This is a genomic window from Thioalkalivibrio sp. HL-Eb18 (genome assembly GCF_000364985.1).
Classification (GTDB): domain Bacteria; phylum Pseudomonadota; class Gammaproteobacteria; order Ectothiorhodospirales; family Ectothiorhodospiraceae; genus Thioalkalivibrio.
In genome coordinates, this window is sequence record NZ_KB822967.1 from 1 (window position 1) to 23,332 (window position 23,332).

The following is a 23,332-nucleotide window of genomic DNA, read 5'->3' on the forward strand; positions in this document are numbered from 1 at the left end:
AGCACGGTTCACTCCGATGGCCTGGCGTGCTTCCGCGCCGTCGCAAGGGCCGACTGCCGGCACCAGCCGACGGTCGTGGCCGGGCGCAAACCCCAGGATCTTCCCGAATTCCAATGGATCAACACCGTGCTCGGCAACCTCAAAACCAGCCTGAGCGGGAGCTACCATGCATTTGCGTTCGCCAAGTACGCAGCCCGTTACCTCGCGGCATTCGCCTACCGCTTCAACCGACGCTTTGATCTGGCGACGTTGCCGGCGCGACTGCTGGTCGCCGCCGTGCACTGCCGGCCCGTGCCCGAGCGGGTTCTGCGACTGGCTGACTCTCGTTGCTAATCAGGTGATTTCTTGTGAAACCATTCAGGTAGCGAGGTCCGAACCCGGGCTCGCAGCGCCTACAGTGAGATGACGCAGGGAGCGACCAACGTGTCGAAGAAACGATCGCCGCTAAGGGCGAAGCCACTCCGGAATCCGGGCGAGTCGCTAGAGAGGGAAATCGATCGCCTAATCAACGACCGTGCAATGGCCTACGTGGCAGTGGCCATGGTCATGGTGAGCATTGCGCTACTGGAATGGATACGTTGGTGGACGGGATTCAAATTTGCCCTGGGGACGTGGACCGTGGTCACTACTCTTGTGGTAGTGGGCGTTGCAATTCTTGTGTGGCGAACACGTGTTCGGGTGCGGAGCTTGAGGCAGGGGCTGGATGGCGAGAAGGCCGTCGGGCAATACCTCGAACGTTTGCGCGACCGAGGTGCACATGTGCTCCATGATCTGCCTGGTGACGGATTTAATGTGGATCACGTTGTGATTCATCCGAGCGGGGTGTATGCGGTTGAAACGAAGACATATTCCAAGCCAGTGAAAGGTGGTGCGCAGATAGTGTTCGATGGAGAGAAGGTAAGGGTGGCGGGATATGAGCCGGAGCGTGACCCGGTCCGCCAGGCACGGGCGTGCGCGGCATGGGTTCGGGAACAAGTTGCCGAGACGACTGGGAAGACGGTTACGGTACGGCCGGTGGTGGTGTTTCCGGGATGGTTTATCCAGCCCACAGCGGAATCAAGGGGCAGTGATGTGTGGGTGCTGAATCCGAAGGCCCTGCCGGCATTCATTGATCACAGTGACCGAGTGATGCCGGATACGGATGTACATCTGCTCGCGAGCTCGCTGAGCCGACACGTTCGCAGCGCGTCATAGAGGGAAACAGCGGGGTCAGACTACGTTAACTCGCGGAAAGAACAAAAAAGATCGGCCTCAAAAGAGCGAAGAAGAGGACAGCCGTGATTTCGTCTCGATATTAGCTTGCGAGGCCAATAACGGGGCGTCGTCACGAACGAAGAGGACACCCATGATATTCCCCCAGAAGATGCCTCTGTCGCAGGTCAGTTGTCCCGCCAAGCCAACAGGTTGGTTACGGCACGGATGAGCTGCCACTGGCCCACCAGGCCCACGCCTCGCGCATCGATGTGGGAGAAGCCATCGATCAGATGCAGGTCGGTCTCGCCGACTGCATGGGCGAGGCGCTCGCTTTCGGTGTGGGGAATCATGTTGTCGTCGCGGCCGTGGATCAGGAGCGCCCCGCTGGAAAGGTGCGAGAGGTCCCGGTGGGCCAGGGATAGCATCTCGATGGCCTCCTGCGCGCTTGCAGGTAGCTCTTCGAGGAGCCCCGGCACGCGTTCCTGGTCATCGTTCCGGATTAACGCCAATAGGCTTTGCCCCTCTTCGCCCAGACCGGCGGCCAGCTCGTCGATGGGGGCCTCGGGATCGTCCATGCGCCGCCAGGCAATTTCGTCGAGGATCTCGCGGTCTGCGGGGATATCGAGCATGTGCAGATTGCCGCGCAGGAATAGCCACTTCGCCAGTGGATCGGGAGTCCTGGTCATCCAGCGGTCTGACCCGGGCTCCTGGAAGGCCCCGGTAGTGGCGAAGGTGATGACGTTCTTCGTGTCGTAGTAGCCGCCGATCCCGACGAGGAAGTCGATGCTCGCTTCTCCGTGTGGCGTTAGCGTCGCGAGCGCGGCCAGGCCCACGGCGTAAGAGATTGCCGCGACCCCGACGTCCTGGTCATCCGGGCTGCGCTCTGCCTCCAGGCGGGACAACAGGGCAGCGGCATCGGCGATGGCGGCGGCATCCTGGGTGCGGATCCTCAGGGCTTTCGTGCCCTCCAGATCGGGGACCAGCACCAGGAAGCGTGCCCGGGCCAGTGTATTGGCGAGTTGTACCAGGCGAGGGTCGTCCTTGCCCTCTGGCGTAAAGCCCGGCACAAGGACAGTACGGGCGCCGACATCCTGCCGGGGATGGTAGAGGTCGGCTTCGATGTCCCCTTCGCTCGTCGTGACCGTAAGCGTTTCGCGCGCGGGTTCCGGGGTGCGGTCCTTCAGCGCGCTCGGTCCGTCACCGGCCTCGATGTCCTGGAGCACCCGCATGGCCTCCCAGTTTTGCACTCCGATGTAGCTGGCAAGCATCACAAGGCCCAGCAACACGGCAGCGATGCGAAGCACTAGTCCTGACCTTCTGGGGGTTCTGGTTCACTCATTTGGAAGACGACTCGGTTCCGCCCGGCGTTTTTGGCTTGATACAAAGCGGCATCGGCTTGACGGATGAGGGCGTCCGGATCAAACCGGCGACCGACTGAAGGGGCCATGCCGATGCCGGCTGTCAGAGTGTGCTCGATGTGGTTGCCCTCGTAATCCGTGGGCGTGTCGGAAAATTCTTTGCGGATCCGCTCGGCCATCAGGCGAACCTGTTCCGGGCCGGGTGCCTCAAGCAGGATGACGAATTCCTCGCCACCGTAGCGGATGCAGATGTCCTGAGGCCGGGATAACTGCAGCAGGAGGTTGCCGAGTCGGGTGAGGATGCGGTCGCCGGCATCATGGCCATAGTGGTCATTGATTGCCTTGAAGTTGTCCAGGTCGATCATGATCAGGAATACCGACCGTTCGCTGGATCGGGGGATTGCGTTTACGCGATCAAATGCCTCGTTGAGTGCGCGGCGGTTGCCCAGCCCGGTGAGCGGGTCCTGGTTGGCGATCTTCAGCGCCTGCAGGCGGTCCCGGTCCCAGTCGATCAACCTTTCTCCCAAAGCTACCAGCAGGAACACGGCTTCGAGCGCGCTAAAGGCCTGGGCGTACGCCAGTGGTGCCATGCCCCATGCAAACAATGAAGTGCCGGCGCTGAACACACTGATCAGCAGGCCCAGACCGTAGAGGCTCCAGGCCACTGTGTACCAGCGGGAATACCGCATGCCGTTCCGGTAGGCGATCGCGCCCAGGATGGGTAGCAATGCGAGTAGGGCCAGGGAGGCGAAGGAGAGGTACAGGACTGGCGTGTAGAAGCCTGCGAACCGCAAGACGATTCCGGCAACCATGATGCCCTGGGCCGCAAGGATGACCTTGTCGATGCGGGGACAGCAGTATCGAGTCTGGAGAAACAGGCGCGAGAACTGCAGGGCGGTGATGGCGACCGCCAGGAATATGATGTGAAAGCCCTCGTTATGCCAGAACACGGAATTGGGCCAGAGATACTGGAAGGCAAAACCGTTCAGCAGCGCCCACATCAGAATGCTGGCCAGCAGGAATGCGGCGTACCACAGGTAAACACCCTGGCGCATGATCAGCGAGAACGTCCCGGCGATGATGATCAGAGCCGCCAACAGGCCGTAGTAACCACCGTAGATGAGGTACTCGCCCCGTGACTGGCTGTGGAAGTGATCTGCACGGCTCAGGAAGACGTTCAGCGACATGGCGTCGGGCTTCGTGTACTGCAGCCGGAGAAGCAGGTCGGTGTAACCATCCGCCGGGGTGGTATGGGGAAACGCGAGTGTCCGGTAGTTGAGCAGGCGCTCCGCGAAGGGCTGCCGGTCACTGAGCAGCACTTTTTCCAGTGGGGCGCCGTTATCGGAGAAATAGACGGCCATTTCATCCAGGTAGCTGGTCTCGTGGTGCAGAACCCAGTGTTGCGCCTGTTCCGCGTCTGCATTGGACAGCCGGACCCGGACCCAGTGGGCATCTTGTGTGATGCCGCGGTTGATTTGATCACTGGTCAGAGGGCGGAACTGATTGAGCGGCAGTTCAGATGGCTCGTACGCGCGGTTGGTGACCCAGAAGGTCGCCGGTTCGCGCAGCGTCATGCTGCCGAGCTCGCCGAGCTCGCCGATCTCGATCGTCTGTTCGGTGGATGTGGAGGCCAAGACCGCCGGGGGAAAGAGAATCCACAGGAACAGGGAGACCAAGAGGGCCAGCCCAAGCCATTGGAAGGGGCTTGCACGTTGAGGCTCGAAACCGGTGGACAGCAGGGGAGGAGGGCGCTTCATTCTCACCGTGTTATGTCGAAGAGCATTGCAACGGACCCGAATCAGGCTTGGCTTACATGCAGTCTGCCATTAAAGGAACACCGAATGTCCCGTGAGACGCATGGGGTCAGACCTTGCCTTTTGCCCCTACGGCACATCGAGACGGGCAAAAGGCAAGGTCTGACCCCAAGGGCCTTGTGTGGCCGTCGCAGCATCAAGGGTGTGGGCATGTCGGCCCGGATCTTTCTGGCTCCAGCCGACTGTCGTTGAACCAGCGCGGTTTCAGGGGAGGCGCGGATGCCGACGGTGTTCAGGGGTGGGCCCTACCGCTTCTACTGGTTCAGCCATGAGCCGGACGAGCCGCCGCATGTGCATGTAGACCGTGGAAAGTGCTCGGCGAAGTTCTGGTTGCGCCGGGTGGCATTGGCGCGGAATATGGGGTTTCCGGCGCACGCGTTGCGGCGGATTCGGGACGTTGTCGAGGGTCGGCAGCCGGAGCGGTTGGAGGCTTGGCATGAGTTCTTTGGCCACGAACCCGGATGAGCGTGTTGCGTCGGTGGGTTTCACCGAGCATGACCTGGTGGTCGGCCTGATGGATGGCCGTCGAATCTCGGTTCCGCTGGAGTGGTACCCACGCCTCGCACACGCAACGCCCGCGCAACTGCGTATCTGGGAGATCTCCGCGGGAGGCTACGGGATTCACTGGCCAGAGCTCGACGAGAACCTGAGCACCGAAGGACTGCTGCGAGGCGCACCTGCTCCCGCTCGTTAAAGGTTTTTAAACCTGAGGACGACTTTCACGGCTTTTCGTCACTACGCGAGGACGCGCCCCCGGATCGATCACGGGCTGGTTGAGAGAAGGAATTGTGGGCTCGGGTTTTGTCCCTGGATTAGTAGGCCTGATCTGACTCGGGCCAAGAGTAGTGATAAGCGACGCATGGAGGCGCGCATGGTTTTACTGATTCTGTATATCCCCGCAGTGCTGGTCGCACTGGGAATCCTGTTTCTCGCCAGGCGGGCCGCACTGGGGCCTCGGGTGCGGTACGCCCTCGCAACGCTGATTCTCCCCGTTGTGGTGCTGTTTGCAGGCTGGGCTATCGCCGGTGGTGATCCGTCGATGGGGGTGGCGCTGACAATCTTGTTTCTGGCGTTTGTGGTCGTTCCCGCCGGTCTTGGTCGGATGTTCATGCGGCGATACCTGTCCGTATCGCCAACGCAGGAGATGAATGTGACTCCGGATCGCGACCCTCTCGTGACCGACGTTGCGGAGCGGGAGTCCGATTCGCGGCATGGAAACGATTTGACCCCGGGACAGGATGGCCGTTCGCGGACGATGCGGCTTGCTGTCCTGGTGCATACGCCCGGAGCGATGTTGGTGGGACTCGGTCTGGCGGAACGACTTGGAAATTCGGATCCGCTGCTGCCCTGGTTCGAGAACGGCTGGGTGGTCGATGGCATGCTGCTACTGGGAGTGGTGCTGATCGCGATCTCCACGCGGATGATTCTTGCCACGTTGTTCGGCCCGTCCTCCAAGGCACGTGATTCGGGGAGCCTGGGCCGGCGGAATCCACGCCTCTGATTCGCTGCGAAAGCACAAAGACGATCCCGGTCCGATTCAGGGTGTACCTCCTTGGAGATCCCAGACCGTAGGAATGTTGCGAAGAGTGATCACGCCGGCACGGTGAACGTGGAGAGTGGCAGGGAAGAGCGCATCCAGAATTACTAGGAACGTGTCTGACCGAAGGCAAGGCCCGTCAATGGTTCCGATGGCATATTCACACGGACTGGCCTAGGCTCGTTTGGCACGGGCGACGGGCCAGGGAGTGGCAGGATGATCAGGGGGCTGAGACGGGTAGCGGTTGCTACGGTTGGGCTATGGATGACTTGGGGTCTGTCGGGATGTGCCGGGCCCCAGCATGGGCCTACCCAGTATGTGCTGACGTCGGATCCGCCAGGAGCCGAGATCTATCGAGGGGATCGTCCGGATCGCCTTTTTCACTATACGACGACCCCATTCCGGTTGACGACCTCGCGGTCCGAGGGGTGGTCCGGGATGTACTTCCTGGCGCGAAAGGAGGGGTATCACGACTCGGAGCTTCATCAGCAGCCCACGTCGGCTATGGGGGGCGAGCCCATCGCGATCCATCTGGAGCTGGAACCCCGTGGCGATGAGGAAGATTTCGAGCCGTATCGTGAGCGGGACACGCTGGAGGCGTATCGGGAATTCCTCGAGGCCTATCCCGCCACGCCACTGCGGGAGGTGGTGTTCGAGCGAATGGTGGCGCGCATTGAAGACTCGGACGACCCGGAGGCGCGCTACGAGGAGCTGTTGGAGGCGTATCCGGAGGCCGAGGCGCCGGAGTTGGAGTCAAAATCAGAGCCGGAGGCGGATGGCGGGGAACAGCGGGTTGCGGACAACGGTCCGGAGGACGGCAATGAGGACCCCGCCGTCGCTCGGAACGATGCGGGGCTGGAAGGTGACGGCGAGCGGGTGCGGGTGGCCCTGGAGCAGCAGGATGAGGAGCTGGATCGCCGGCGCGCGCATTACGAAGCGCTGACGACTCAGCAGGAGGATCTCCGGGATGAACTGGAAAGGCGGTGGCAGGTGCACCCGGCCTTCGGTGCCCCGGATATGGACGACTCGATTGCCCGGGCGGCGATCCCGTATTGTTTTGAACAGTATGGGCGTCGCGCATGGGAGAACGATCAGGCGCGCATGGAGGATCGGTGCGAATCGGAACTGAACCGGGACGCGCGACCGACCCTGGAGGCCTACTGGCGTCTTGATGAAGAGGTCCAGCGCTCGGTGGAGCAGTACAGTGAACTGCACGAGGAACGCAGTCAGCTGGCCGAGGCCGCCGAGCAATGGCGGGAGACCGGCGAGACGACGGACGCGCTACTGGCCGCAGTCCTGGACGACGAGTATGACCCGACCCTGACGGGGGTAACGCCGGAGTCGGTGGCCGAGGGCGTCGCGGGCGCGCCCGGCGGGGGCGAGCAATGCGCCATCAAGCATCGGCAGTACGATGAGTTCACGCGGCAATTGATCCAGGTAGCGCGGGGTACGGAAGACGTTTGTGATCACCACAAGGTGAATTACCTCGGTCAGGCCTGGGCCTATGATCTGGCGCGAATCTGCCTGGAGGAGGGCGATCCGGAGATCCCTCCGGACGAAGTGGAAAAGCTGCGTCAGGCCATGCCGGAGCTGACACGCCATTTCGAGCAGGTGGACCGCCGGATCGGCTGCCAATTCGATCCGACACTGACGCGGTTGCGCCGGGAGTGGGGCCCCGTCCCCTACTGACTCGAGGACAACAGCGAAGAAGAGGCCAGCCGTGATTTCGTCTCGATATGAGCTTGCGAGGTCCGATAAAGGGGTGTCGTTGCTTGAGCATTGTCGGCAAGCGGTCTAGCGTCACAGGGAAGGCCGAAAGACTGCCCGGGATACCGGGAAGGAGTGACCTCATGGCCAGCGATAACATCCCGACCGTGGACTGGCAGGACGGACGGAACGCGGGACGAGTGAAATTCCAGGTGATGCACGAGGAGCCGGTGGTTTTGATGATGCCATCGGGTATGGACTGGTCGGTGGATGGCAGCGAATTTGGATGCAAGACGGACCCGGACAGCGGAATGCAGCGCGGCTGCGAGGGTGCAGGCCTGGTGCGGAAGCTGGCCGAGCTTAATGACATGCCCAAGCTGAACGACATTGCGGACGCCTGCGAGTACGCAAGTTGTCGCGTGGATATCGACCCCGTCGGCGCACGCATCATCTTCCACGACTGACCCGTCCGCTAACGCATCGCTGCGACCGCATGGCCTTGCTGACTGCGGAGAGGGGCGGATGATTTTTGTGTTCGAGATCCGTCTCCGGCCGGGCTGTTCAGCCGAGCAGTATGCGGATGCCTGGGTGCGGGCCAGCCGGATCATCCAGCAGGCCCCGGGTGCCCGTGGCACTCGCTTGCACCGGAAGATTGGCGACCCGCACGTACTGCTGGCCATCGCCTACTGGGAGTCGAAGGACCAGCGCGATGCGATGGAGGCGGACCAGCCGGAGAACGTGCGCCGTATCATTGCCGAGCAGGCGGCGTGTGTGGATGTGCGGGTGATTGGCGAGTTCGCGGACCCCGAATGGCGCGTCGATCCACCCGGAACGGACGACACGACTCATCGCTGACGCTTCGGTTGTAGGGATGCCTCAGGCTTGGGGCCCACGTAGATCGGCGGGGATACCCATGTTTTTTGGATGAAACGAGGCCGCACACCGCAGGGGAAGGTTGATGCTCTGGGACGGGTTGCTTCTGTTGGGTCTGCTGGCCGGGGTGCTGGGTGTGCGGTGGCTGGCCTTGTGGGTGGCCCGGCTTGGCTGGGGCTTGGGTATCCGGCTGTACGAGCAGGTGGGGCAGGCGGCGAAGGACGAACGCATCCGGTCGGTCGTGTCGGCCGCGCGGTCGCGGTTTCCGCGTTTGATGTACTGGACGGAGGCCCGGCTGACGCCGCGCCGGTTTGCCGGTCTGCCGTTGACGCTGATCGTGATCTCGGCGGTGTATCTGCTGGGACTGTTCGCGGGTCTGATCGAGGAGCTGGTCGAGGCCGATGAGCTGGTGCGGCTGGATACGGCCGTGAATGCGATGCTGGCGCCATTTCGTACGGACACTACCGTGGCGGCGTTGGCCTGGTTTACAGGGCTGGGTGGATCGGTCGCGCTTACGGCCGTTGTAGTGGTGACGACGGCACTCGTCTGGGGTCTTCGGCACGCCTATATGATCCCGGGGTTGTGGGCGACGCTGATCGGATCCCAGATCACCATTTATGTGACGAAACGAGTGCTGGACCGCGAACGCCCCGAGTTTCTGTTCGATATCGCCGCGACGTCACCGTCTTTTCCCAGCGGGCATGCGGCCGGGGCGATGGCGGTGTACGGATTTGTGGCGTATATCGTCGCGCGCCATCTTGTGACGGCTCGTCGGCGTTTCGAGCTGGTCTACTGGACGGCGGTACTGGTGGCAATGATCGGGTTCAGCCGCATGCTGCTGACGCTCCATTACCTCAGTGATGTCGTTGCGGGGTTTGTGGTGGGTGCATTCTGGTTGCTGGTCGGTTTTGTCATGGCCGAGCAGTTGCGCCTGCGGCAGCATACGGGCCACGGGCGTGCACATTGATCGGTGTTTACTGGACGAGCGAGGCGGCAAGGAGTGAGATGCCGCAAGCACGTGCTGTCGCCGCCTCAAGGGGTTCCGGGGACTTGAGGGTGCGCTGAGCTTTCCGACGCGGGACGGACCCATGAAAACGAGTGCACCCAGGCCCGATCCCAGGCTGTGGCTTGGGCTGCTGCTATTCATCACGGGGATGGTTGGCGTGGTGGCTCTCGTGGTCACGGTGCTGCCGCAGCTGGTCGACGGGAGTGCGGGCGTTCCCGCCTTGTGGGTCGTGTCCCTGGCCAGTCTTGTGCAGGGCGCGCTCGTGGTTGCGCTGGCGGTGTGGTGCGGCGTATTGCTCGGTCCGAAGGTGGGCCTTCGTGCTCCGGGGTTCGAGGCGGTGGCATTCAGTCGGCCGGTTCTGGCGGCTCTGGGGCCCCAGATCCTGCCCGGGCTCCTGGCCGGTGGGGTGGCGGGTATCGGACTCTTTGCGATCGGCGGTTATGCCTCGCCGGCAGCCGTTGCCGGGGTCGAGCCTCAGTTCACTGTGCCACTGTTCGCGCGCGTGCTCTACGGGGGCATTACGGAAGAGTTGCTCTTGCGATGGGGGGTCATGACCCTGCTGGTCTGGCTGGCGTGGCGATTACTGCAACGGCGGCAGGGTGTACCTCGCGCGGGGTATGTCTGGCTCGCCATCGTTGCGAGCGCAGTGCTGTTCGGCGCAGGGCATCTCCCCGCCGTTGCGGTGCATCTGGAGACCTGGACGCCTGAGGTCGTGCTGTTTGTGATAGGCGCCAACGGGGTGTTTGGCGTTCTGTTCGGTTATCTGTTCTGGCGCTACGGTCTGGAAGCGGCAATGATGGCGCACGCCCTTGCCCACGTGGTGGCCTGGTTCGCGGATCGGATCGTGACATCGCTGCAATGAGCGGGCGCCGGGAGCGCGCGGGTCTTTCGCCTTTGAGGCTGCGCAGGGCCAACGGCCGGCTCTGGCCACGGGTGTACGCAAGAACCGGAACAGGTCAATACACCTCGACATCACTTTGTGTTGAAGGTTAGTCGCCTTGTGGGCCCTTCGATGGTGGGTCGTTTGTGTCTTGCGGGGGCGTTCCCTCCTCGGCGGCGGCCTGGGGCAGTGCCCGCGGGTCGAGATGGTGGATCACCGCGGTGGTGCGGGTGAGGGTGCGGAAGGGCTCGCGAGCCTCGGCCGTGTCGCGCCTGAGCAGCCATGCGGTCAGTGCGACCAGGGCGCCGATGGTGGCCATGTAGGCCAGCAGCCCGACCCCGCCCAGCCAGGCGATGGCCCACCCGCCGACGATTGGGCCCGCGACGGCCCCCAGTCCCCAGAGGAAGAGCAGGGCCGCGGTCACCGCCACGAAGTCGTCGGGCTGGAGGACGTCGTTGGCGTGGGAGACGCTCAGCGGGTAAAGGGTGAACGCGAGCCCGCCGAACACCGCTGCGAGTGTGAGGATGGCCCAGAGCGGGGCAGGGCCGATGGCGGCGACGAGCGCGAGCGAGACCAGGGCCACGCCACCACCGACCACGATCATTAACGGCCGGCGGCCGTAGCGATCCGAGAAATAGCCGATCGGCCACTGGAGCGCCATGCCGCCTAGAATCAGGCTGGTCATGACCAGCGATACCCCGGCGATGTCGAGTCCCATGCGCAGGGCGAAGACTGGCGTCAACGTGAAGGCGGCGCCACTGACCAGTCCGGCGGCGACGCAGACGATTGCCGCCAGGGGCGAGACGGTCACGACTTGGCGCAGCTGCATGCGTTTGTGCGCAGGGGTGTCCGGGGGCATCCCGGTGCGTGTCAGAGCCACCGGCACCAGGCAGAGGGCAAACAGTACCGCGACGACCATGAAGAGTTCGGTGCTGACGGGTTCGTAAAGGTTGAGCAGAGGTTGGCCGGCCGCCAGCCCGAGGTAGGCGAGGAACTGGTAGATGGAGAACACCCGGCCGCGTGTTCGGTTCTCCGTTCGGGCGTTGAGCCAGCTCTCGACCACCAGGTAGGCGCCCGCGAGACAGAACCCGATCACCACGCGCAGGGCAAACCAGGCCCAGACGGCAACATGGAGTCCCAGAAGAAGCACTGCGACGGTGGCGATCGCCGCGAAGATTGCGAAGGCGCGGATATGGCCGGTGCGCCGCACGACCCAGTCGCCCTGCTGGGCTCCGATGACCAGCCCGATGTAGTAGGCGGACATGATAAGCCCCTTGAACTGGGGATCGATGGCCTCGAGGCTCAGGCGTGTGCTGACCAGCGTCCCCATCAGACCGCTGCCCATCACCAGGACGGTGATGGAGGCGAGAATGGCGGCGATGGGGATGAGCAGGCGAGCCAATGCGTCGGGTCTCGGTGGACGGGCGATACCGGCAGTTTGTGCCAGCCCCGGGCCGGCCGACAAGCCGAGTCAAGCCGGGGAACCGCCCAGGGTAGAGGGCAACTGGAACGTCTTGATGTTCCAAGCCGGGCGGGGGATGGTTGCACTCAATGGGCGGTCAGGATTGTTGAGACGATGCCAGGACGACCTTGTTGCGGCCCTGACGCTTGGCGGTGCTCATGGCGTCGTCGGCTCGGGTCAGCAGCGTGTCCAGCGCTTCCGGGCTCTCGGGGATGTGGCTCGCGATGCCGATCGAGACGGTCAGGGGGATAGGGGGATGCCCCGAGCCGCCCTCGGCGAGGGGCTCGCGATCGATGCGTGCGCGCAGCTGTTCGGCTACCTGTTCTGCATCACGGGGACCGGTGCCCTGCAGCCAGACGAGAAACTCCTCGCCGCCGTGCCGGGTGACGAGATCGCTCTCGCGGAAGGTTGCCTGCAGCAGCCGTGCGACATGGCACAGGGCGCGGTCGCCCATCGCATGGCCGTGGGTGTCATTCACCTGCTTGAAGTGGTCGATGTCGACGAAGAGGACGCTCACGGGCTGACCGGTACGGTTCGCTATCGCCAACTGGCGGGGGGCCACCCGGAAGAAATGGCGACGGTTGGGCAGGCCGGTGAGCGGGTCACGCTCGGCCTGTTGCGTCAGCTCGATGCGTGTCTCATACAGGCGCCAGTAGAGAAACTCGACCAGCGTGAGGATCAGGGCAAAGGGCAGGAAGGCCACCCAGACATAGGAGTGGTAGACGGCCAGGTTCAGGTGCTGCACGAATCCGGCGGCGTGCAGGAGGGTGGGGGTGATGGCGATGACCGCCAGGGCGAACAGGTTGAACCCAAGCCCCAGGGGCCGGCCCATGAACGGCATGAAGATGAAGAAGTAGAGGATGCCGCCGATGCCGTAGGCCGCGCCGCCTTCCAGGCGTGCGAGGATTTCGAGGAACGTGATCAGCACGAACATCGGGACCACGATGAACACGATCCGTGCCGCGAGAGACCCCGGCCAGGTCCAGAAGACCCACGCCAGCAGCATGACCGAAGCGGACTGAGCCAGGCGCAGCCCGATCGCGTCGGTGAAGTGGACCGGGTCGATCGCGTAGTCCATCAGGATCGTGAGCAACACGAATACGGCCGTGATCGCCGAGGCCACCGCGCCGAAGAGGGCATTGTCGCGGACGCGTGCCGCCTTGTATTCCGGGGCGCGCAGGGCGCGGAGGAACAGGCGGACGTAAACGGCTAGCGAGGCGAGTGATAAAGGCGGTTGGTGCGAATCGTTGGGCATCGCAGGTCCGGGTGTGAATCGAGGTGTTGCTCGTGATCCGGAACGTCGAGTCGCAGCATACCGCAGCTGGCGGGTCTTATGAGGCAGCGTTTCGTTGTCAGGGGGAGGAAGGGGCCGGGACGTAGACCGGCATACCCGGGCTACCAGGAGGCCTCGGGCAGCGTCAGTGCCTCGACCCGGTTGCGGCCGGCGCGTTTCGCGCGGTAGAGCGCTTCGTCTGCCTGGCGCAGCAGAGCCTTGGGCTCCACGGGCCACCGGGTGTGGACGCTGCACACGCCAATACTGATGGTGACGCGCCCTTCGTCGGTGTCGGGCTGTTTCAGGTCGAGCCCGTACACCGCCTCGCGGATGCGTTCGGCGACCCGCAGCCCTCCCTCGGGGTTGGTATCGGCCAGTACGCAGGCGAATTCCTCGCCACCGTAGCGGGCGCCGACATCGGCGGGGCGGTTCAGTATCGAGCGGATCACGTCGGCCACCGCCCGCAGGCAGTCATCCCCGGCCTGGTGGCCGAAGGCGTCGTTGTATGGCTTGAAGTGGTCGATATCGATCATCAGCAGCGAGAGGGAGCGCTCGCGCCGGGCGGCGCATTCCCGCTCGAGCTGGTGGTCGAACTCGCGTCGGTTGGCGAGGCCGGTCAGTCCGTCCACGCGCGCCTGGCGTGCCAGTTCCTGCTCCACCTGCTTGCGCGCCAGGGTGCCGGCGATCATGTCGGCGACCAGCCGCAGCGCGGTGATCTGATCGTCGGTCCAGCGATGCGGCGCCTCCACGGCATCGAATCCAAGCATGCCGAACGCATTCTGGTCGCTGACGAGGGGGATCAGCAGCAGGGACCGGATCTGTTCGCGACGGAATTCCTCCTGTTCCACCGCCGCTTCTGCCGGAAGTTCGTGGACGTCTGGCACGTGCACGACCTTCCTCGCGAGGATCTGTGAGGTGACCCAGTTGTGTTCGTGCAGTGGAATCGCCTGGAGGTGGTCGCGGTAAGCTTGTACGCCGCGCGCGCACCATTCATTCACCAGACTCATCTGCCCGGCGGGGAGATCGAAACGAAATACGTAGGCGCGCCCGAGGCCGAAGAAGTTTCCCAGCCGGGACAGGCTCTCTTCAACGACCCGGTCGATGTCTTCGGCCGTGATGTTGATCAGTGCGGCGGAGATCTCGGCGATCATGCCCTGCAGGCGATATTGCCGATCGTGGGCGGTCTCCAGACGGCGACGGTCGCTGATGTCGATGGCGACGGCGCTTGCCCCAAGCAATTGCCCGTCTGCTGCGAACAGTTGCTCGGAGTGCCACTCCAGCGTTCGGTCGTCGCCGGCGCGGGTGCGGATTGTGCTCTCGAAGCCCTGCAGGCCCTTGCCCAGCTGCATGATCTGGCGGGCGCGGGCAAAGACCGCCTCGCGGTAGTTGGGCTCGGGATACAGCCATTCCCAGACGCGGTCGTGCCCGAGCACCTCCTCGCGGGAGTAGCCGCTAATCTGCTCGGCCGCACGGTTCCAGAAGGTGATGCGGCCGTCTACATCCAGTGAATTGATCCAGACCGCTGCGTTCTCGACGATCAGCGCGTTGAACTGGTCCTGATCTTTAAACGCCATCCACGTCCCCTGACCAAACCATTGGTCACGCCTCTACCGTCAGAATGCCAGAATGCCGGGTCGGGGTAAGCATTGGAGGGGAGGCGCCCACAGGCAAAAGGAATGACAAAGGAACGGGGTATCCACGGTCAATGCGATCAGTAGGGAGAGTCAGCAGGAAGGGGCGCCCATGATGGTCTGCCGTTGATCGAGACCATCCTTGGGCGGCTCAGCGCGTGAAGCCGGGGTTTCGCTTTGGCGCCCGGGTCGAGCCGCAAGGGAAGCACCGATCAATGTACACACTCGCGTTGGCACCCCAGGTTTTCCGAGGCAAGGCGCGTCGCGCAGCGGGTGGTGGTCCTACCCACAAGCGGCGCAACGCAGGATCGGGGACCCTGGGGTGACAACCCCACAAGTTAATGAACGAAGGGGCTCGGCCGCTCGTTGTGGATCAAAAACGGGGGCGCGAACGGCGTTGCGGTTCCCTTGTGCAGAATGATTGCACGGCAGTGACCGCGCATTAAACGCACGCAAAAGCTTTGAGGCAGCGAGCGTGTACATTAATCAGTGTTTCCCAAGGCGTGAATTATTGCAGTGAGTGGACCTCGCTAATGTCCTTGAGTGCGATCGGCATGACTATGTAGCCGCTCCCGATGCGGCGGCGTACGCGGATATGCCCCTCATGGATTTCGAGCAGCTCGCCGTTGCGGGCGCGACCGTCCGCGAGGGTGATCTGCAGGTTGCGGCCAATGTGTTCGCCCAGTGTATTCAACGCGATCACCGAGTCCCGCGCCGTTTGCGGGGGGCGGGCGGAATCGGATGGCAGGGCCGGTGTGGCGTTCCATCCCGTGTTCGGGGTCGCGGCGAGCCTCCCGGGGCGCGGCGTGATCGGGCGCAGGTCGATGCGACCAAAGGGCCGGCCGGCCACGTTAAGGCTGGTTTCGACCTGCCGTAGCCATTGTGTCGGGGAGTCGAGGCCGGGCCAGAGCAGGGCGGGGTTGTCGATCGGGCCGATGCGGACGGAGTAGCCCCGAGGCTCCTGGATGAAGTGGCCATAGGCCTCGACCATCAGCGGCCCCGGCTGCAGACCGAGCGGTTCCCAGGCTTCGACCCAGGCCGCCTGATGGTGCTTGAGGTAATCCCGGTGCTCCATGTCCATCTCGGCCGCACAGAGCTCCATCAGGGCGGCATAGTACCCGCGGTCCTCGTAATCCACGGTCATGGACTGCAACGAGGTGGTCATCAGGGCGGGTGCGAGATCGCGAGCGCGATTCGAGGCGGCCTGGATGTTGAAATGCGCTGTGGATGTGCCCAGGCCCAAGGGGCCCATGCCAAAGGTGCTGTGCACGGTCAGACGGTTCTGGTCCTCCTCGAGACGGTAGCGAATGCTCATGTCCAGCGGGATGTCGCGATAGCCGAGGGCGGCCAGGAGGTCGTCCGCAGGGGCCGCCTGGTAGGCGCCGCAGCCGGCGGTGTCGAGCCACAGGGCCGGAATGCCGTCCTGTGCGCCGGTGGCCAGGCCGGGCGGCAGGGTCAGACCGTTGACCGCAAAGCCCAGTTGCCGGGGCAGGCGGCGGGCATCCAGCGTGTGGCGCAGCCGGAGGAGCTGCCACAGGTTCCCGGTTTCCAGCGTGATGCGTTCGGCCCGTGTGCGGCCGATAGCCGTACTGCGCGGTTCGAACAGGAGCCTGTCGACGTGGAGCTCGCCGCTCAGGCCGATCTTTACCGCTCCATAGTGCAGTGTACCGAGCGGCTCCAGCATCTGTGCCATATCGTCGAGCTTCTGCTCGACCTGGCGAATCTCGTAGTGGTAATAGCCGATACCCGCGGCGACCACGGCAAGGCCGCCCACGATCCATTTCCCTGGCATGTTTTCCCCCTGCGGTTGCTCGTTCGGGCCCGTGACAGTCGACCCGACAGCGGGACTACCCTGTCCCGCGATACGAAGATAGCCGCTGTCGGGACATTTCGCACCTGCGAGCAGGGCGTGCGGGCCTGTCGGGCATGCGAGCCAACGTGCTTCGGCATTGGGCATTGGCAGGAACGGGCGGTTTGACTCGCATGCGGGTCCGCGTCGATGGTGGCGTGATGCGAGGTCCGACGAACAGTCGAGAAGGAGTGGATGTGCTGGCGGAGCGATCGGCTGCGGGCGCATTGCGGCCTGGATATGGCCGCTCGGTTCGATCCCCCGCAGCCTTGCTCGCCCTGGGCGTCGTAATGGCGCTGATCGTGACCGGTGGTTGCATGCCGTCCGGCGAGGAGGAGCGATCCTCCGACGATGACGAGGCGTCGATGCTGGCGCCGCTCGACATGAGTGAGGAATCAATTCGCACAGTAGAGGGCACCACGCTGCTCCACATTGATGATCTGCCCGGCGACATTCAAGTGGACGAGCAGAACGCCTTCGGTGCGGCGACGCGATTCCGCGAGGCCAAGGCATCCCCGGACGATACCTGGGTAGCGGTGGTCACCAGCGGTGCCGCCCACAGCGCCGGCTGGCTGGTACGGGCGGACAGTGGCGAGGCGTTCCCGGCGGCGTTTCAGTACGGGGGCAGCGTCACGATTGGCCCCTGGAGCGGCGATGGGCACCACGTGGTGTTCGCGCAGGAAGGACCTGCAGGAAACCGTACGCTGACGGTCGTGGATCGCGAATCGCTGGGCGACTCGGTGGAAGCGAATGCGATCCCGGTGCGCGTCGATCAACACGGGGACCTTGATCCGGAGGACCAACACTACGAGGCGCTGGGCTGGGAAGAGGGAAGTCTTCGGTTCCGCCTCGGCGACGAACCATGGGTGTTTGATCCGGCCACGGGGGCGGTGGAAGCGGAGTAGTGCCAGACTGAATGGGCAGGTCTCCGCGAGCCCTGGTTACTCGTCGCTGGCCGGCAGGGAGGCGTAGTAGGCCGCCAGGGCGGCCATTTCTTCTTCTTCCAGTTCGCTCACGATTCCCTGCATCAGACCGGCGAGTGAGGTTTCGCGTGCGCCGTGGGCGTAGGCCTGGAGTTGGGCCATCAGGTATTGGGGGGGATGGCCAGCCAGCGGCGGCAGGCTGGGATTGCGTTCGCGTCCTTCTTCCCCATGGCAGGAGGCGCAGGACTGGATGTTGCGTTCCGAAAGCCCGTCGAGGGCGATTTCGCGCCCTTTGTCCACCAGGTCAGTCGGCACGTCGTGCGGGCCGCCCGCCGGTTCCATTTCGGCGTAATAGCGGCTGATGGCTTCGATTTCGTCGGCGTCCAGATTTTGTGCGATCTGCGCCATGGTGGCGTTCGGGCGCAGGCCTTCCCGGTAGGCTTCCATCTGCTCCACCAGGTACTGCTCGGGCAGCCCCGCCAGACGCGGGAATGGCGGCTGCGACTGACCCTGACCCTGTTCGCCATGGCATTGAATGCAGGCGGTCGCCCCGCGCTCGTTGCCATCCTGTGCGATGCGTGCCCCGAGGTCCTGGTCCGCGCTGGCGCTGGCCGCCAGAAGACCAAACAAGGCCGAGGCGAGGGCGAGCCCGGCAGCCGGGCCGAGAGGCGGGTAGACACGTGTCATACGCAAGCGAGGTCATCGGTGGAAGCGTGATGAATAATCGTAGCCCGTATACGGCCCTATTGCTGCGACTGGTGCCACGGGTTGGTGGACGCGGGCGGATGCTGCGCAGGCAGGATGGGCCGTGTGGCAAGGAAGGCCCGCCCTGCAGCGCCGCTCAGACATGGGTCAATCCAGCTGGATGCGACCAATGGTGCCCGTGTCGGCCCCGAACCAGATCGTGTTGCTGGGGCCGTGGTAGGTGATGTGGCGCACGATCCCGCCACCATCGGCGAGCTCCAGTGCCGGCAGAAAGGTCTCGGTACTGGGGTCGAACGCGATCAGCCGGTTGGGCGAGTGGGCCGTCTCCGAGAACCAGACCCGCCCCTCGCCGTCGGTGGTGATGGCGTAGGGGGCACCGGCCGCTCCGCCCGGCGTGATCCATTCCTCGATCTCGCCGCTGGCAGGGTCATAGGCGCCGAGGTAGCCATCCGCGAAATCGACATACCAGACGCGGCCGTCGTCGGTCACCGTGGGTCTGCGCGGGCGCGCGTCGTCGCGCGGCAGTTCGATCTCCTCGACGGCTTCGCCAACGCCCGCCACTGTGGCGAGCTTGTGGGTGCCGAACAAGGTGACCCAGGGCTGTTCGTTGCCATCCAGCATGAGTCCATACGGGCGGGAGCCGTCGGTGGGCACCTCGTGCAGCGTGATGTCCCCGCTGGTTACGTCGAGATATCCGATCTGGTTGCCGTGCTGGACCGTGAACCAGATGTTGCCGTCCTCGGTGAAATCCATGGTGTGCGGGTCGCGTCTTCCTTCACCTGGCAATTCGAAGCGTTCGATCTCGCCGGTTTCCGGGTCGATGCGCCCGATGTGGTCGGCGCGGTTTCCGGCATACCAGGCGCCGCTTTCGTTGGTGATGACCGTATGCGGACCCGCGCCGGATTCCAGGTCGAAGCGTTCGAATTCCCCGGTTTCGGGATCGAGGGTCGCGACGTAGTGGCCTGTTTGCCCCACGAACCAGACGCGCCCATCGGGGCCCATCCAGGGGTCGCGCGGGCGCGTATTCGGCCAGGGGACCTCCCATTCCTGAATCGAGCCAATGGGTTCGGCATCGTCCGCCGCCATCGCGGTATGGCCCATGGCCAGGGCCGGAACCGCCAGTGCTGCCGCCACGAATCTGAACATGTTTGCCACTCCTGAACGGCTCACTTGCCGAACGTTGGTTATAGCACCTGGAGGAATCGTCGTTGCCAGGAGCGAAGGGCAGGTCGGCCACGGGAGGCAGACGCCACCAAACCCGGTTACGCGGTAGACGGCCCGCGTGACGGAATGGTTCACCGGGCGATCGCCCGCCCCGTCGCAATGCCGGGGACGGGCAGGGTGGTTGGGGTCAGGCGCGGTCGGCGCGAACGCCCGGGTGGGCGTGTCGGTGGTAATTCGCTCGATCCGGGATCACGTTGCGGATGCCGCCACGGGGGTCTTCCACATCGCCTTCGTAGCGGGGCAGCACAATCACGTGCAGGTGATCGATGCTGCGCCCGGCCATGCGGCCGTCGTTGTTGCCGACGGTGTAGGCATCGGGCCGATTGCCCAGAAAGGGGAGTTCCAGCACGCCCTCGATATGGTCCTTGGGGCGCTCGCTCAGGTCCTCGCGGACCAGCATGCTGCGGTACAGGCTGGCCAGGTCGGTCGACTCGATCACCCGGCGTACGCCATGAACGGCGTCGAAGTAGTCCGACTGCTCGTCCTCGTTGAGTTCGAACAGGGAGACCACGTGCCGCCGCGGGATGACGAGGGCATGTCCGGGGTTGACCGGGTTGGTGTCGAACAGGGCGACGAACGAGCGGTTCTCGTAGATGAGGGGATCGGCCAGTCCGGCCGCGACGCGGCAGAAGTAACAATCCTTGTTGGCTGCTGTGGCACTGGTCATCGAAACGCCTGGTTGATCGGTTTGTTTTGTAAGTCAACGATCTTACTGGATTTTCACTTGTTCGTTCTCCTGCGGCCGATGAAGTTCACCTGGCGGTATGCCCCGGTCGAGGCTCTTTAAGGCGCCTTTCGCGCGCGGTTTGCATCCACCGCGCTTGACGCCCTGCAAGTCACCACGTAAGTTCCCTAGCATTGTAAGGGGTTTTTGCGGTCCTTCCTTCGAGCCCGTTTGCGGCCAGACCCATCATCCCCCGATACGTTTGTCGAGGCTGTACGCCCCGCGCCAGCGGAGGCCGCGCGCCTTGACCGTCGCGCGGATGCGCGGCGCCAGCACAAACCGGATGCCCGGATTCGCGCCGGGCGGCCGTGTCGTGTCGACAGCCTGCCTGTCGGCCGCCGCGGGTGCCCGACGTTCCGGATGTTTTGTGTCACGACGTATCGAAGGGGGAGTCCATGTCCATGCCATTTTTCGGCCTCGTGTTTGCGCTGCTGTGCGGCGTTGCCGCGCTGGCCTATGGTCTGTTTTCCATCCGCTGGGTGCTCTCGAAGTCGGAGGGGAGCCAGGAGATGCAGCGCATTGCCCGTGCCGTACAGGAAGGCGCATCGGCCTACATGAAGCGGCAGTACACGACCATTGCGGTGGTCGGGGTGGTTCTGTTCGTCGGGTTGTGGCTGGTGATCGGCGTGGGCTCCGCGATCGGGTTCCTGATCGGTGCGGTGCTTTCGGGTGCGGCGGGCTTTATTGGCATGCACGTGGCGGTGCGGGCCAACGTGCGAACCGCGGCGGCCGCGAAGTCGGGGCTGGAAGCGGCGATGGACGTGGCCTTCCGCGGGGGCGCGGTGACCGGCCTGCTGGTGGTCGGGCTCGGGCTGCTGGGAGTGGCAGGCTATTTCGCCGTGCTCTGGTGGCTTACACCCGAGGGCGGCGACGTCGGGCTCTCGCCGCTGGTGGGGCTGGCGCTGGGCGGCTCGCTGATCTCGATTTTCGCGCGTGTCGGCGGTGGCATCTTCACCAAGGGTGCGGATGTCGGCGCGGACCTGGTGGGCAAGGTCGAGGCGGGCATCCCCGAGGATGATCCCCGCAACCCGGCCGTGATCGCGGACAACGTGGGCGATAACGTCGGGGACTGCGCGGGCATGGCCGCGGATCTGTTCGAGACCTACGCGGTGACCATCATCGCGACGATGATCCTGGGGACCCTGCTGATCCCCGAGCTGGGGCTCATGGCCTCGGTGTATCCGCTGGTGCTGGGTGGCGGGGCGATCCTCGCGTCGATCGTGGGCACCTTTGCGGTCAAGGCGCGCGAGGGCTCGGAGATCATCAAGGGGCTGTACAAGGGCCTCATGGTGTCCGGCGGGCTTGCTGCGGTGGCCTTCCTGCCGATTACGCTGGTGCTGGTGCCGGACAACGCGCTGGCCACCAGCATGGGCATCGAGAGTGGCGCGGCGCTGCGACTGTATGGCGCGGCACTGGTGGGCCTGGTACTAACCGGGGTGATCATGGTCGCCACCGACTACTACACCTCCACGGTGTTCCGTCCGGTCCGCCATCTGGCCGAGGCCTCGACCACCGGGCACGCGACCAACATCATCGCCGGTCTGGCGCTGTCGATGAAGGCGACCACCGCGCCGGTGCTGGCGGTCTGCGCGGCGATTCTGGTGGCCTACGCCTTTGGCGGTCTGTACGGCATCGCCATTGCCGCGACCACCATGCTGTCGATGACCGGGATCATCGTGGCGATGGATGCGTACGGCCCGATCACCGACAACGCGGGCGGCATCGCGGAGATGGCCGATCTGCCCTCCGAGGTGCGCGAGACCACCGATGCGCTGGACGCGGTGGGTAACACGACCAAGGCGGTTACCAAGGGGTATGCGATCGGCTCGGCCGGGCTGGCGGCCCTGGTGCTGTTCGCCGACTACACCCACGAGCTGGCGCGCCACACGGGTGGTGTACACAACTTCGAGCTCAGCAATCCGAATGTCATCGTGGGCCTGTTCATTGGGGGGCTGGTCCCGTTCCTGTTCGCCGCGATGACCATGGAGTCCGTGGGCCGGGCGGCTTCGGGGATCGTGAACGAGGTGCGGCGGCAGTTCCGCGAGATCAGCGGGATCATGGAGGGCACCACCAAGCCGGACTACACCCGGGCAGTGGACATGCTGACCAGCGCCGCAATCCGCGAAATGATCCTGCCCTCGCTGCTGCCGGTGCTGGTGCCGGTACTGGTCGGCGTGTTCCTCGGTACCGAGGCGCTGGGCGGGCTGCTGATCGGGACGATCGTGACCGGTCTGTTCGTGGCCATCTCCCAGACCGCCGGGGGCGGGGCGTGGGACAACGCGAAGAAGTACATTGAGGATGGACACCACGGCGGCAAGGGCTCCGAGGCACACCATGCCGCCGTGACCGGCGACACGGTCGGCGACCCGTACAAGGACACCTCGGGCCCGGCAATCAACCCGCTGATCAAGGTCATCAACATCATGGCGCTGCTGCTCGTGCCTGTTCTGTAGGGCGTCACGAACCGGAAGGAGAACCGACATGCCGACAATCCGCGTGCAAATGGCCCCGGATCTGGAGTTCAACATGGAACTCGACGTCGAGGGCGTTGATTGCGACAGCCGCGACTGGGACGTTCAGCAGCACAAGGCCGAGATCTACGCCGAGTTCGAGCGGCGGCTCAAGGCCGCGTTCCCCGAGGGCTTCAAAATCCATACCTTCGAGTTCGGCCTGGCCTGCAAGCCGCGCTAGCGGAGGGGGAGAACACGCACATCGGCGTGTTCTCCCGAACCGCGGGGTGGACCTTGGGGCGAGCGCGCGGCGTGTTGCCCCCTGACACCATGCACAAGAGCCGACTCGGAAACCTCGTGATTGACTGCCGGACGCAGGATCTGGCCGCCCAGGCGCGTTTTTGGGCCAGTGCACTGGGCTTCCCGATGCCCGAGGACTTCGATGCGGCCAGTGGCTTCATCCAGCTCGTCACGCCGCCCGGGGAGGTGCAGGTCATCATCCAGCGCGTGGATCACGATCCGCGCGTGCACCTGGATATCGATTCCGACTCGATCGAGGCCGAAGTCGCGCGTTTGCAGAGTCTGGGCGCGACTGTTGTGTCCCGGCACGAGGCCTGGGTGGTGATGCAGGCACCCAGTGGGCATCGTTTTTGTGTGGGTAGCCCCTATCGGGGCGGCTTCGAGCAGGGAGCCAACACGTGGGAGTAAGGTCAGAGTAGTAG

At 64.3% G+C, this 23,332-nt stretch carries 23 protein-coding genes; 14 read left to right on the plus strand and 9 right to left on the minus strand.

Annotated features, from left to right (window positions below; genetic code table 11):
• Together F813_RS0107320 and F813_RS0107325 are read left to right on the plus strand one after the other, a co-directional pair.
• Positions 1-333: transposase (locus F813_RS0107320; RefSeq protein WP_017926061.1), on the plus strand; the 333-nt coding region annotated here is incomplete at its 5' end.
• Positions 334-519: 186 nt separating this feature from the next.
• A complete protein-coding gene (locus F813_RS0107325) occupies positions 520-1,194 on the plus strand; it encodes a nuclease-related domain-containing protein (protein WP_017926062.1) in 675 nt (224 codons plus the stop codon).
• A gap of 185 nt (positions 1,195-1,379) precedes the next feature.
• Here the strand turns inward: F813_RS0107325 and F813_RS0107330 are convergent, their stop codons facing one another.
• Both F813_RS0107330 and F813_RS0107335 read right to left on the minus strand, forming a co-directional pair.
• On the minus strand, positions 1,380-2,498 hold the full coding sequence (locus F813_RS0107330) for an alpha/beta hydrolase (protein ID WP_017926063.1): 1,119 nt from the start codon (positions 2,496-2,498) through the stop codon (positions 1,380-1,382).
• Complete coding sequence (locus tag F813_RS0107335) at positions 2,498-4,186, minus strand: diguanylate cyclase (protein ID WP_026148185.1); 1,689 nt, start codon at positions 4,184-4,186, stop codon at positions 2,498-2,500. Before F813_RS0107335 ends, F813_RS0107330 begins: the two co-directional genes overlap by 1 nt.
• A 399-nt stretch (positions 4,187-4,585) precedes the next feature.
• Between F813_RS0107335 and F813_RS0107340 the strand changes: the two genes are divergently transcribed.
• The 8 genes from F813_RS0107340 (at position 4,586) to F813_RS0107375 (ending at position 10,351) form a co-directional block, all read left to right on the plus strand.
• Entirely contained in the window at positions 4,586-4,831 is a 246-nt protein-coding gene (locus tag F813_RS0107340) for a DUF4160 domain-containing protein (protein WP_012982826.1), read from the plus strand.
• Positions 4,803-5,060, plus strand: a complete 258-nt coding sequence (locus tag F813_RS0107345) for a DUF2442 domain-containing protein (protein ID WP_012982825.1) — start codon at positions 4,803-4,805, stop codon at positions 5,058-5,060. Before F813_RS0107340 ends, F813_RS0107345 begins: the two co-directional genes overlap by 29 nt.
• A 177-nt stretch (positions 5,061-5,237) precedes the next feature.
• The gene (locus F813_RS0107350) at positions 5,238-5,867 is read left to right on the plus strand and encodes a hypothetical protein (RefSeq protein WP_017926066.1); all 630 of its coding nucleotides are present in this window, start codon (positions 5,238-5,240) and stop codon (positions 5,865-5,867) included.
• Between the two features lie 441 nt (positions 5,868-6,308).
• Positions 6,309-7,592: a hypothetical protein gene (locus F813_RS14435; protein ID WP_231289542.1), complete on the plus strand. Its 1,284-nt coding sequence runs from the start codon at positions 6,309-6,311 to the stop codon at positions 7,590-7,592.
• Positions 7,593-7,753: 161 nt separating this feature from the next.
• Complete coding sequence (locus F813_RS0107360) at positions 7,754-8,074, plus strand: hypothetical protein (protein ID WP_017926068.1); 321 nt, start codon at positions 7,754-7,756, stop codon at positions 8,072-8,074.
• Positions 8,075-8,132: 58 nt separating this feature from the next.
• Positions 8,133-8,465: an antibiotic biosynthesis monooxygenase gene (locus tag F813_RS0107365; RefSeq protein WP_017926069.1), complete on the plus strand. Its 333-nt coding sequence runs from the start codon at positions 8,133-8,135 to the stop codon at positions 8,463-8,465.
• Between the two features lie 103 nt (positions 8,466-8,568).
• Positions 8,569-9,450 (plus strand): phosphatase PAP2 family protein, encoded by an 882-nt coding sequence (locus F813_RS0107370; RefSeq protein WP_017926070.1) that lies wholly within the window; start codon positions 8,569-8,571, stop codon positions 9,448-9,450.
• A 121-nt stretch (positions 9,451-9,571) separates the two neighbouring features.
• Positions 9,572-10,351, plus strand: coding sequence for a type II CAAX prenyl endopeptidase Rce1 family protein (locus tag F813_RS0107375; protein WP_017926071.1), 780 nt, complete (start codon positions 9,572-9,574; stop codon positions 10,349-10,351).
• 127 nt (positions 10,352-10,478) lie between these two features.
• On the opposite strand, the gene F813_RS0107380 is transcribed toward F813_RS0107375, so the two are convergent.
• The 4 genes from F813_RS0107380 to F813_RS0107395 form a co-directional block, all read right to left on the minus strand.
• The gene (locus F813_RS0107380; RefSeq protein WP_017926072.1) at positions 10,479-11,771 is read right to left on the minus strand and encodes an MFS transporter; all 1,293 of its coding nucleotides are present in this window, start codon (positions 11,769-11,771) and stop codon (positions 10,479-10,481) included.
• A 157-nt stretch (positions 11,772-11,928) separates the two neighbouring features.
• Positions 11,929-13,086 (minus strand): GGDEF domain-containing protein, encoded by a 1,158-nt coding sequence (locus F813_RS0107385; protein WP_012982817.1) that lies wholly within the window; start codon positions 13,084-13,086, stop codon positions 11,929-11,931.
• 140 nt (positions 13,087-13,226) lie between these two features.
• On the minus strand, positions 13,227-14,678 hold the full coding sequence (locus F813_RS0107390) for a diguanylate cyclase (protein ID WP_017926073.1): 1,452 nt from the start codon (positions 14,676-14,678) through the stop codon (positions 13,227-13,229).
• Between the two features lie 565 nt (positions 14,679-15,243).
• Positions 15,244-16,527 (minus strand): hypothetical protein, encoded by a 1,284-nt coding sequence (locus tag F813_RS0107395; protein WP_017926074.1) that lies wholly within the window; start codon positions 16,525-16,527, stop codon positions 15,244-15,246.
• A 191-nt stretch (positions 16,528-16,718) separates the two neighbouring features.
• Between F813_RS0107395 and F813_RS0107400 the strand changes: the two genes are divergently transcribed.
• Positions 16,719-17,489 carry a hypothetical protein gene (locus F813_RS0107400; RefSeq protein WP_026148189.1) on the plus strand — a complete coding sequence of 257 codons (771 nt, stop codon included), beginning with the start codon at positions 16,719-16,721 and terminating at the stop codon, positions 17,487-17,489.
• A gap of 36 nt (positions 17,490-17,525) precedes the next feature.
• Here F813_RS0107400 and F813_RS0107405 read toward each other — a convergent pair whose 3' ends face one another.
• The 3 genes from F813_RS0107405 to F813_RS0107415 form a co-directional block, all read right to left on the minus strand.
• Entirely contained in the window at positions 17,526-18,194 is a 669-nt protein-coding gene (locus F813_RS0107405) for a c-type cytochrome (RefSeq protein WP_012982813.1), read from the minus strand.
• A gap of 165 nt (positions 18,195-18,359) precedes the next feature.
• On the minus strand, positions 18,360-19,358 hold the full coding sequence (locus F813_RS0107410) for a lyase (protein ID WP_012982812.1): 999 nt from the start codon (positions 19,356-19,358) through the stop codon (positions 18,360-18,362).
• A gap of 205 nt (positions 19,359-19,563) precedes the next feature.
• Positions 19,564-20,103, minus strand: coding sequence for an HIT family protein (locus tag F813_RS0107415; RefSeq protein ID WP_012982811.1), 540 nt, complete (start codon positions 20,101-20,103; stop codon positions 19,564-19,566).
• Between the two features lie 452 nt (positions 20,104-20,555).
• Here F813_RS0107415 and F813_RS0107420 point away from each other — a divergent pair, with 452 nt between their 5' ends.
• The 3 genes from F813_RS0107420 to F813_RS0107430 all read left to right on the plus strand — a co-directional run bounded on the left by F813_RS0107420 (position 20,556) and on the right by F813_RS0107430 (position 23,318).
• On the plus strand, positions 20,556-22,613 hold the full coding sequence (locus F813_RS0107420) for a sodium-translocating pyrophosphatase (RefSeq protein ID WP_017926076.1): 2,058 nt from the start codon (positions 20,556-20,558) through the stop codon (positions 22,611-22,613).
• Positions 22,614-22,662: 49 nt separating this feature from the next.
• Positions 22,663-22,851 (plus strand): hypothetical protein, encoded by a 189-nt coding sequence (locus F813_RS0107425; RefSeq protein ID WP_026148190.1) that lies wholly within the window; start codon positions 22,663-22,665, stop codon positions 22,849-22,851.
• A gap of 89 nt (positions 22,852-22,940) precedes the next feature.
• Positions 22,941-23,318, plus strand: coding sequence for a VOC family protein (locus F813_RS0107430; protein ID WP_012982808.1), 378 nt, complete (start codon positions 22,941-22,943; stop codon positions 23,316-23,318).
• The last annotated feature ends 14 nt before the right edge of the window (positions 23,319-23,332 follow it).

Coding starts and splice junctions, on each gene's coding strand:
- F813_RS0107325 (WP_017926062.1), top strand. CDS start 520: ATGGCCTACGTGGCAGTGGCCATGGTCATGGTGAGCATTGCGCTACTG.
- F813_RS0107340 (WP_012982826.1), top strand. CDS start 4,586: ATGCCGACGGTGTTCAGGGGTGGGCCCTACCGCTTCTACTGGTTCAGC.
- F813_RS0107345 (WP_012982825.1), top strand. CDS start 4,803: ATGAGTTCTTTGGCCACGAACCCGGATGAGCGTGTTGCGTCGGTGGGT.
- F813_RS0107350 (WP_017926066.1), top strand. CDS start 5,238: ATGGTTTTACTGATTCTGTATATCCCCGCAGTGCTGGTCGCACTGGGA.
- F813_RS0107360 (WP_017926068.1), top strand. CDS start 7,754: ATGGCCAGCGATAACATCCCGACCGTGGACTGGCAGGACGGACGGAAC.
- F813_RS0107365 (WP_017926069.1), top strand. CDS start 8,133: ATGATTTTTGTGTTCGAGATCCGTCTCCGGCCGGGCTGTTCAGCCGAG.
- F813_RS0107370 (WP_017926070.1), top strand. CDS start 8,569: ATGCTCTGGGACGGGTTGCTTCTGTTGGGTCTGCTGGCCGGGGTGCTG.
- F813_RS0107375 (WP_017926071.1), top strand. CDS start 9,572: ATGAAAACGAGTGCACCCAGGCCCGATCCCAGGCTGTGGCTTGGGCTG.
- F813_RS0107385 (WP_012982817.1), bottom strand. CDS start 13,086: ATGCCCAACGATTCGCACCAACCGCCTTTATCACTCGCCTCGCTAGCC.
- F813_RS0107390 (WP_017926073.1), bottom strand. CDS start 14,678: ATGGCGTTTAAAGATCAGGACCAGTTCAACGCGCTGATCGTCGAGAAC.
- F813_RS0107395 (WP_017926074.1), bottom strand. CDS start 16,527: ATGCCAGGGAAATGGATCGTGGGCGGCCTTGCCGTGGTCGCCGCGGGT.
- F813_RS0107400 (WP_026148189.1), top strand. CDS start 16,719: ATGCGGGTCCGCGTCGATGGTGGCGTGATGCGAGGTCCGACGAACAGT.
- F813_RS0107405 (WP_012982813.1), bottom strand. CDS start 18,194: ATGACACGTGTCTACCCGCCTCTCGGCCCGGCTGCCGGGCTCGCCCTC.
- F813_RS0107410 (WP_012982812.1), bottom strand. CDS start 19,358: ATGTTCAGATTCGTGGCGGCAGCACTGGCGGTTCCGGCCCTGGCCATG.
- F813_RS0107415 (WP_012982811.1), bottom strand. CDS start 20,103: ATGACCAGTGCCACAGCAGCCAACAAGGATTGTTACTTCTGCCGCGTC.
- F813_RS0107420 (WP_017926076.1), top strand. CDS start 20,556: ATGTCCATGCCATTTTTCGGCCTCGTGTTTGCGCTGCTGTGCGGCGTT.
- F813_RS0107425 (WP_026148190.1), top strand. CDS start 22,663: ATGGCCCCGGATCTGGAGTTCAACATGGAACTCGACGTCGAGGGCGTT.
- F813_RS0107430 (WP_012982808.1), top strand. CDS start 22,941: ATGCACAAGAGCCGACTCGGAAACCTCGTGATTGACTGCCGGACGCAG.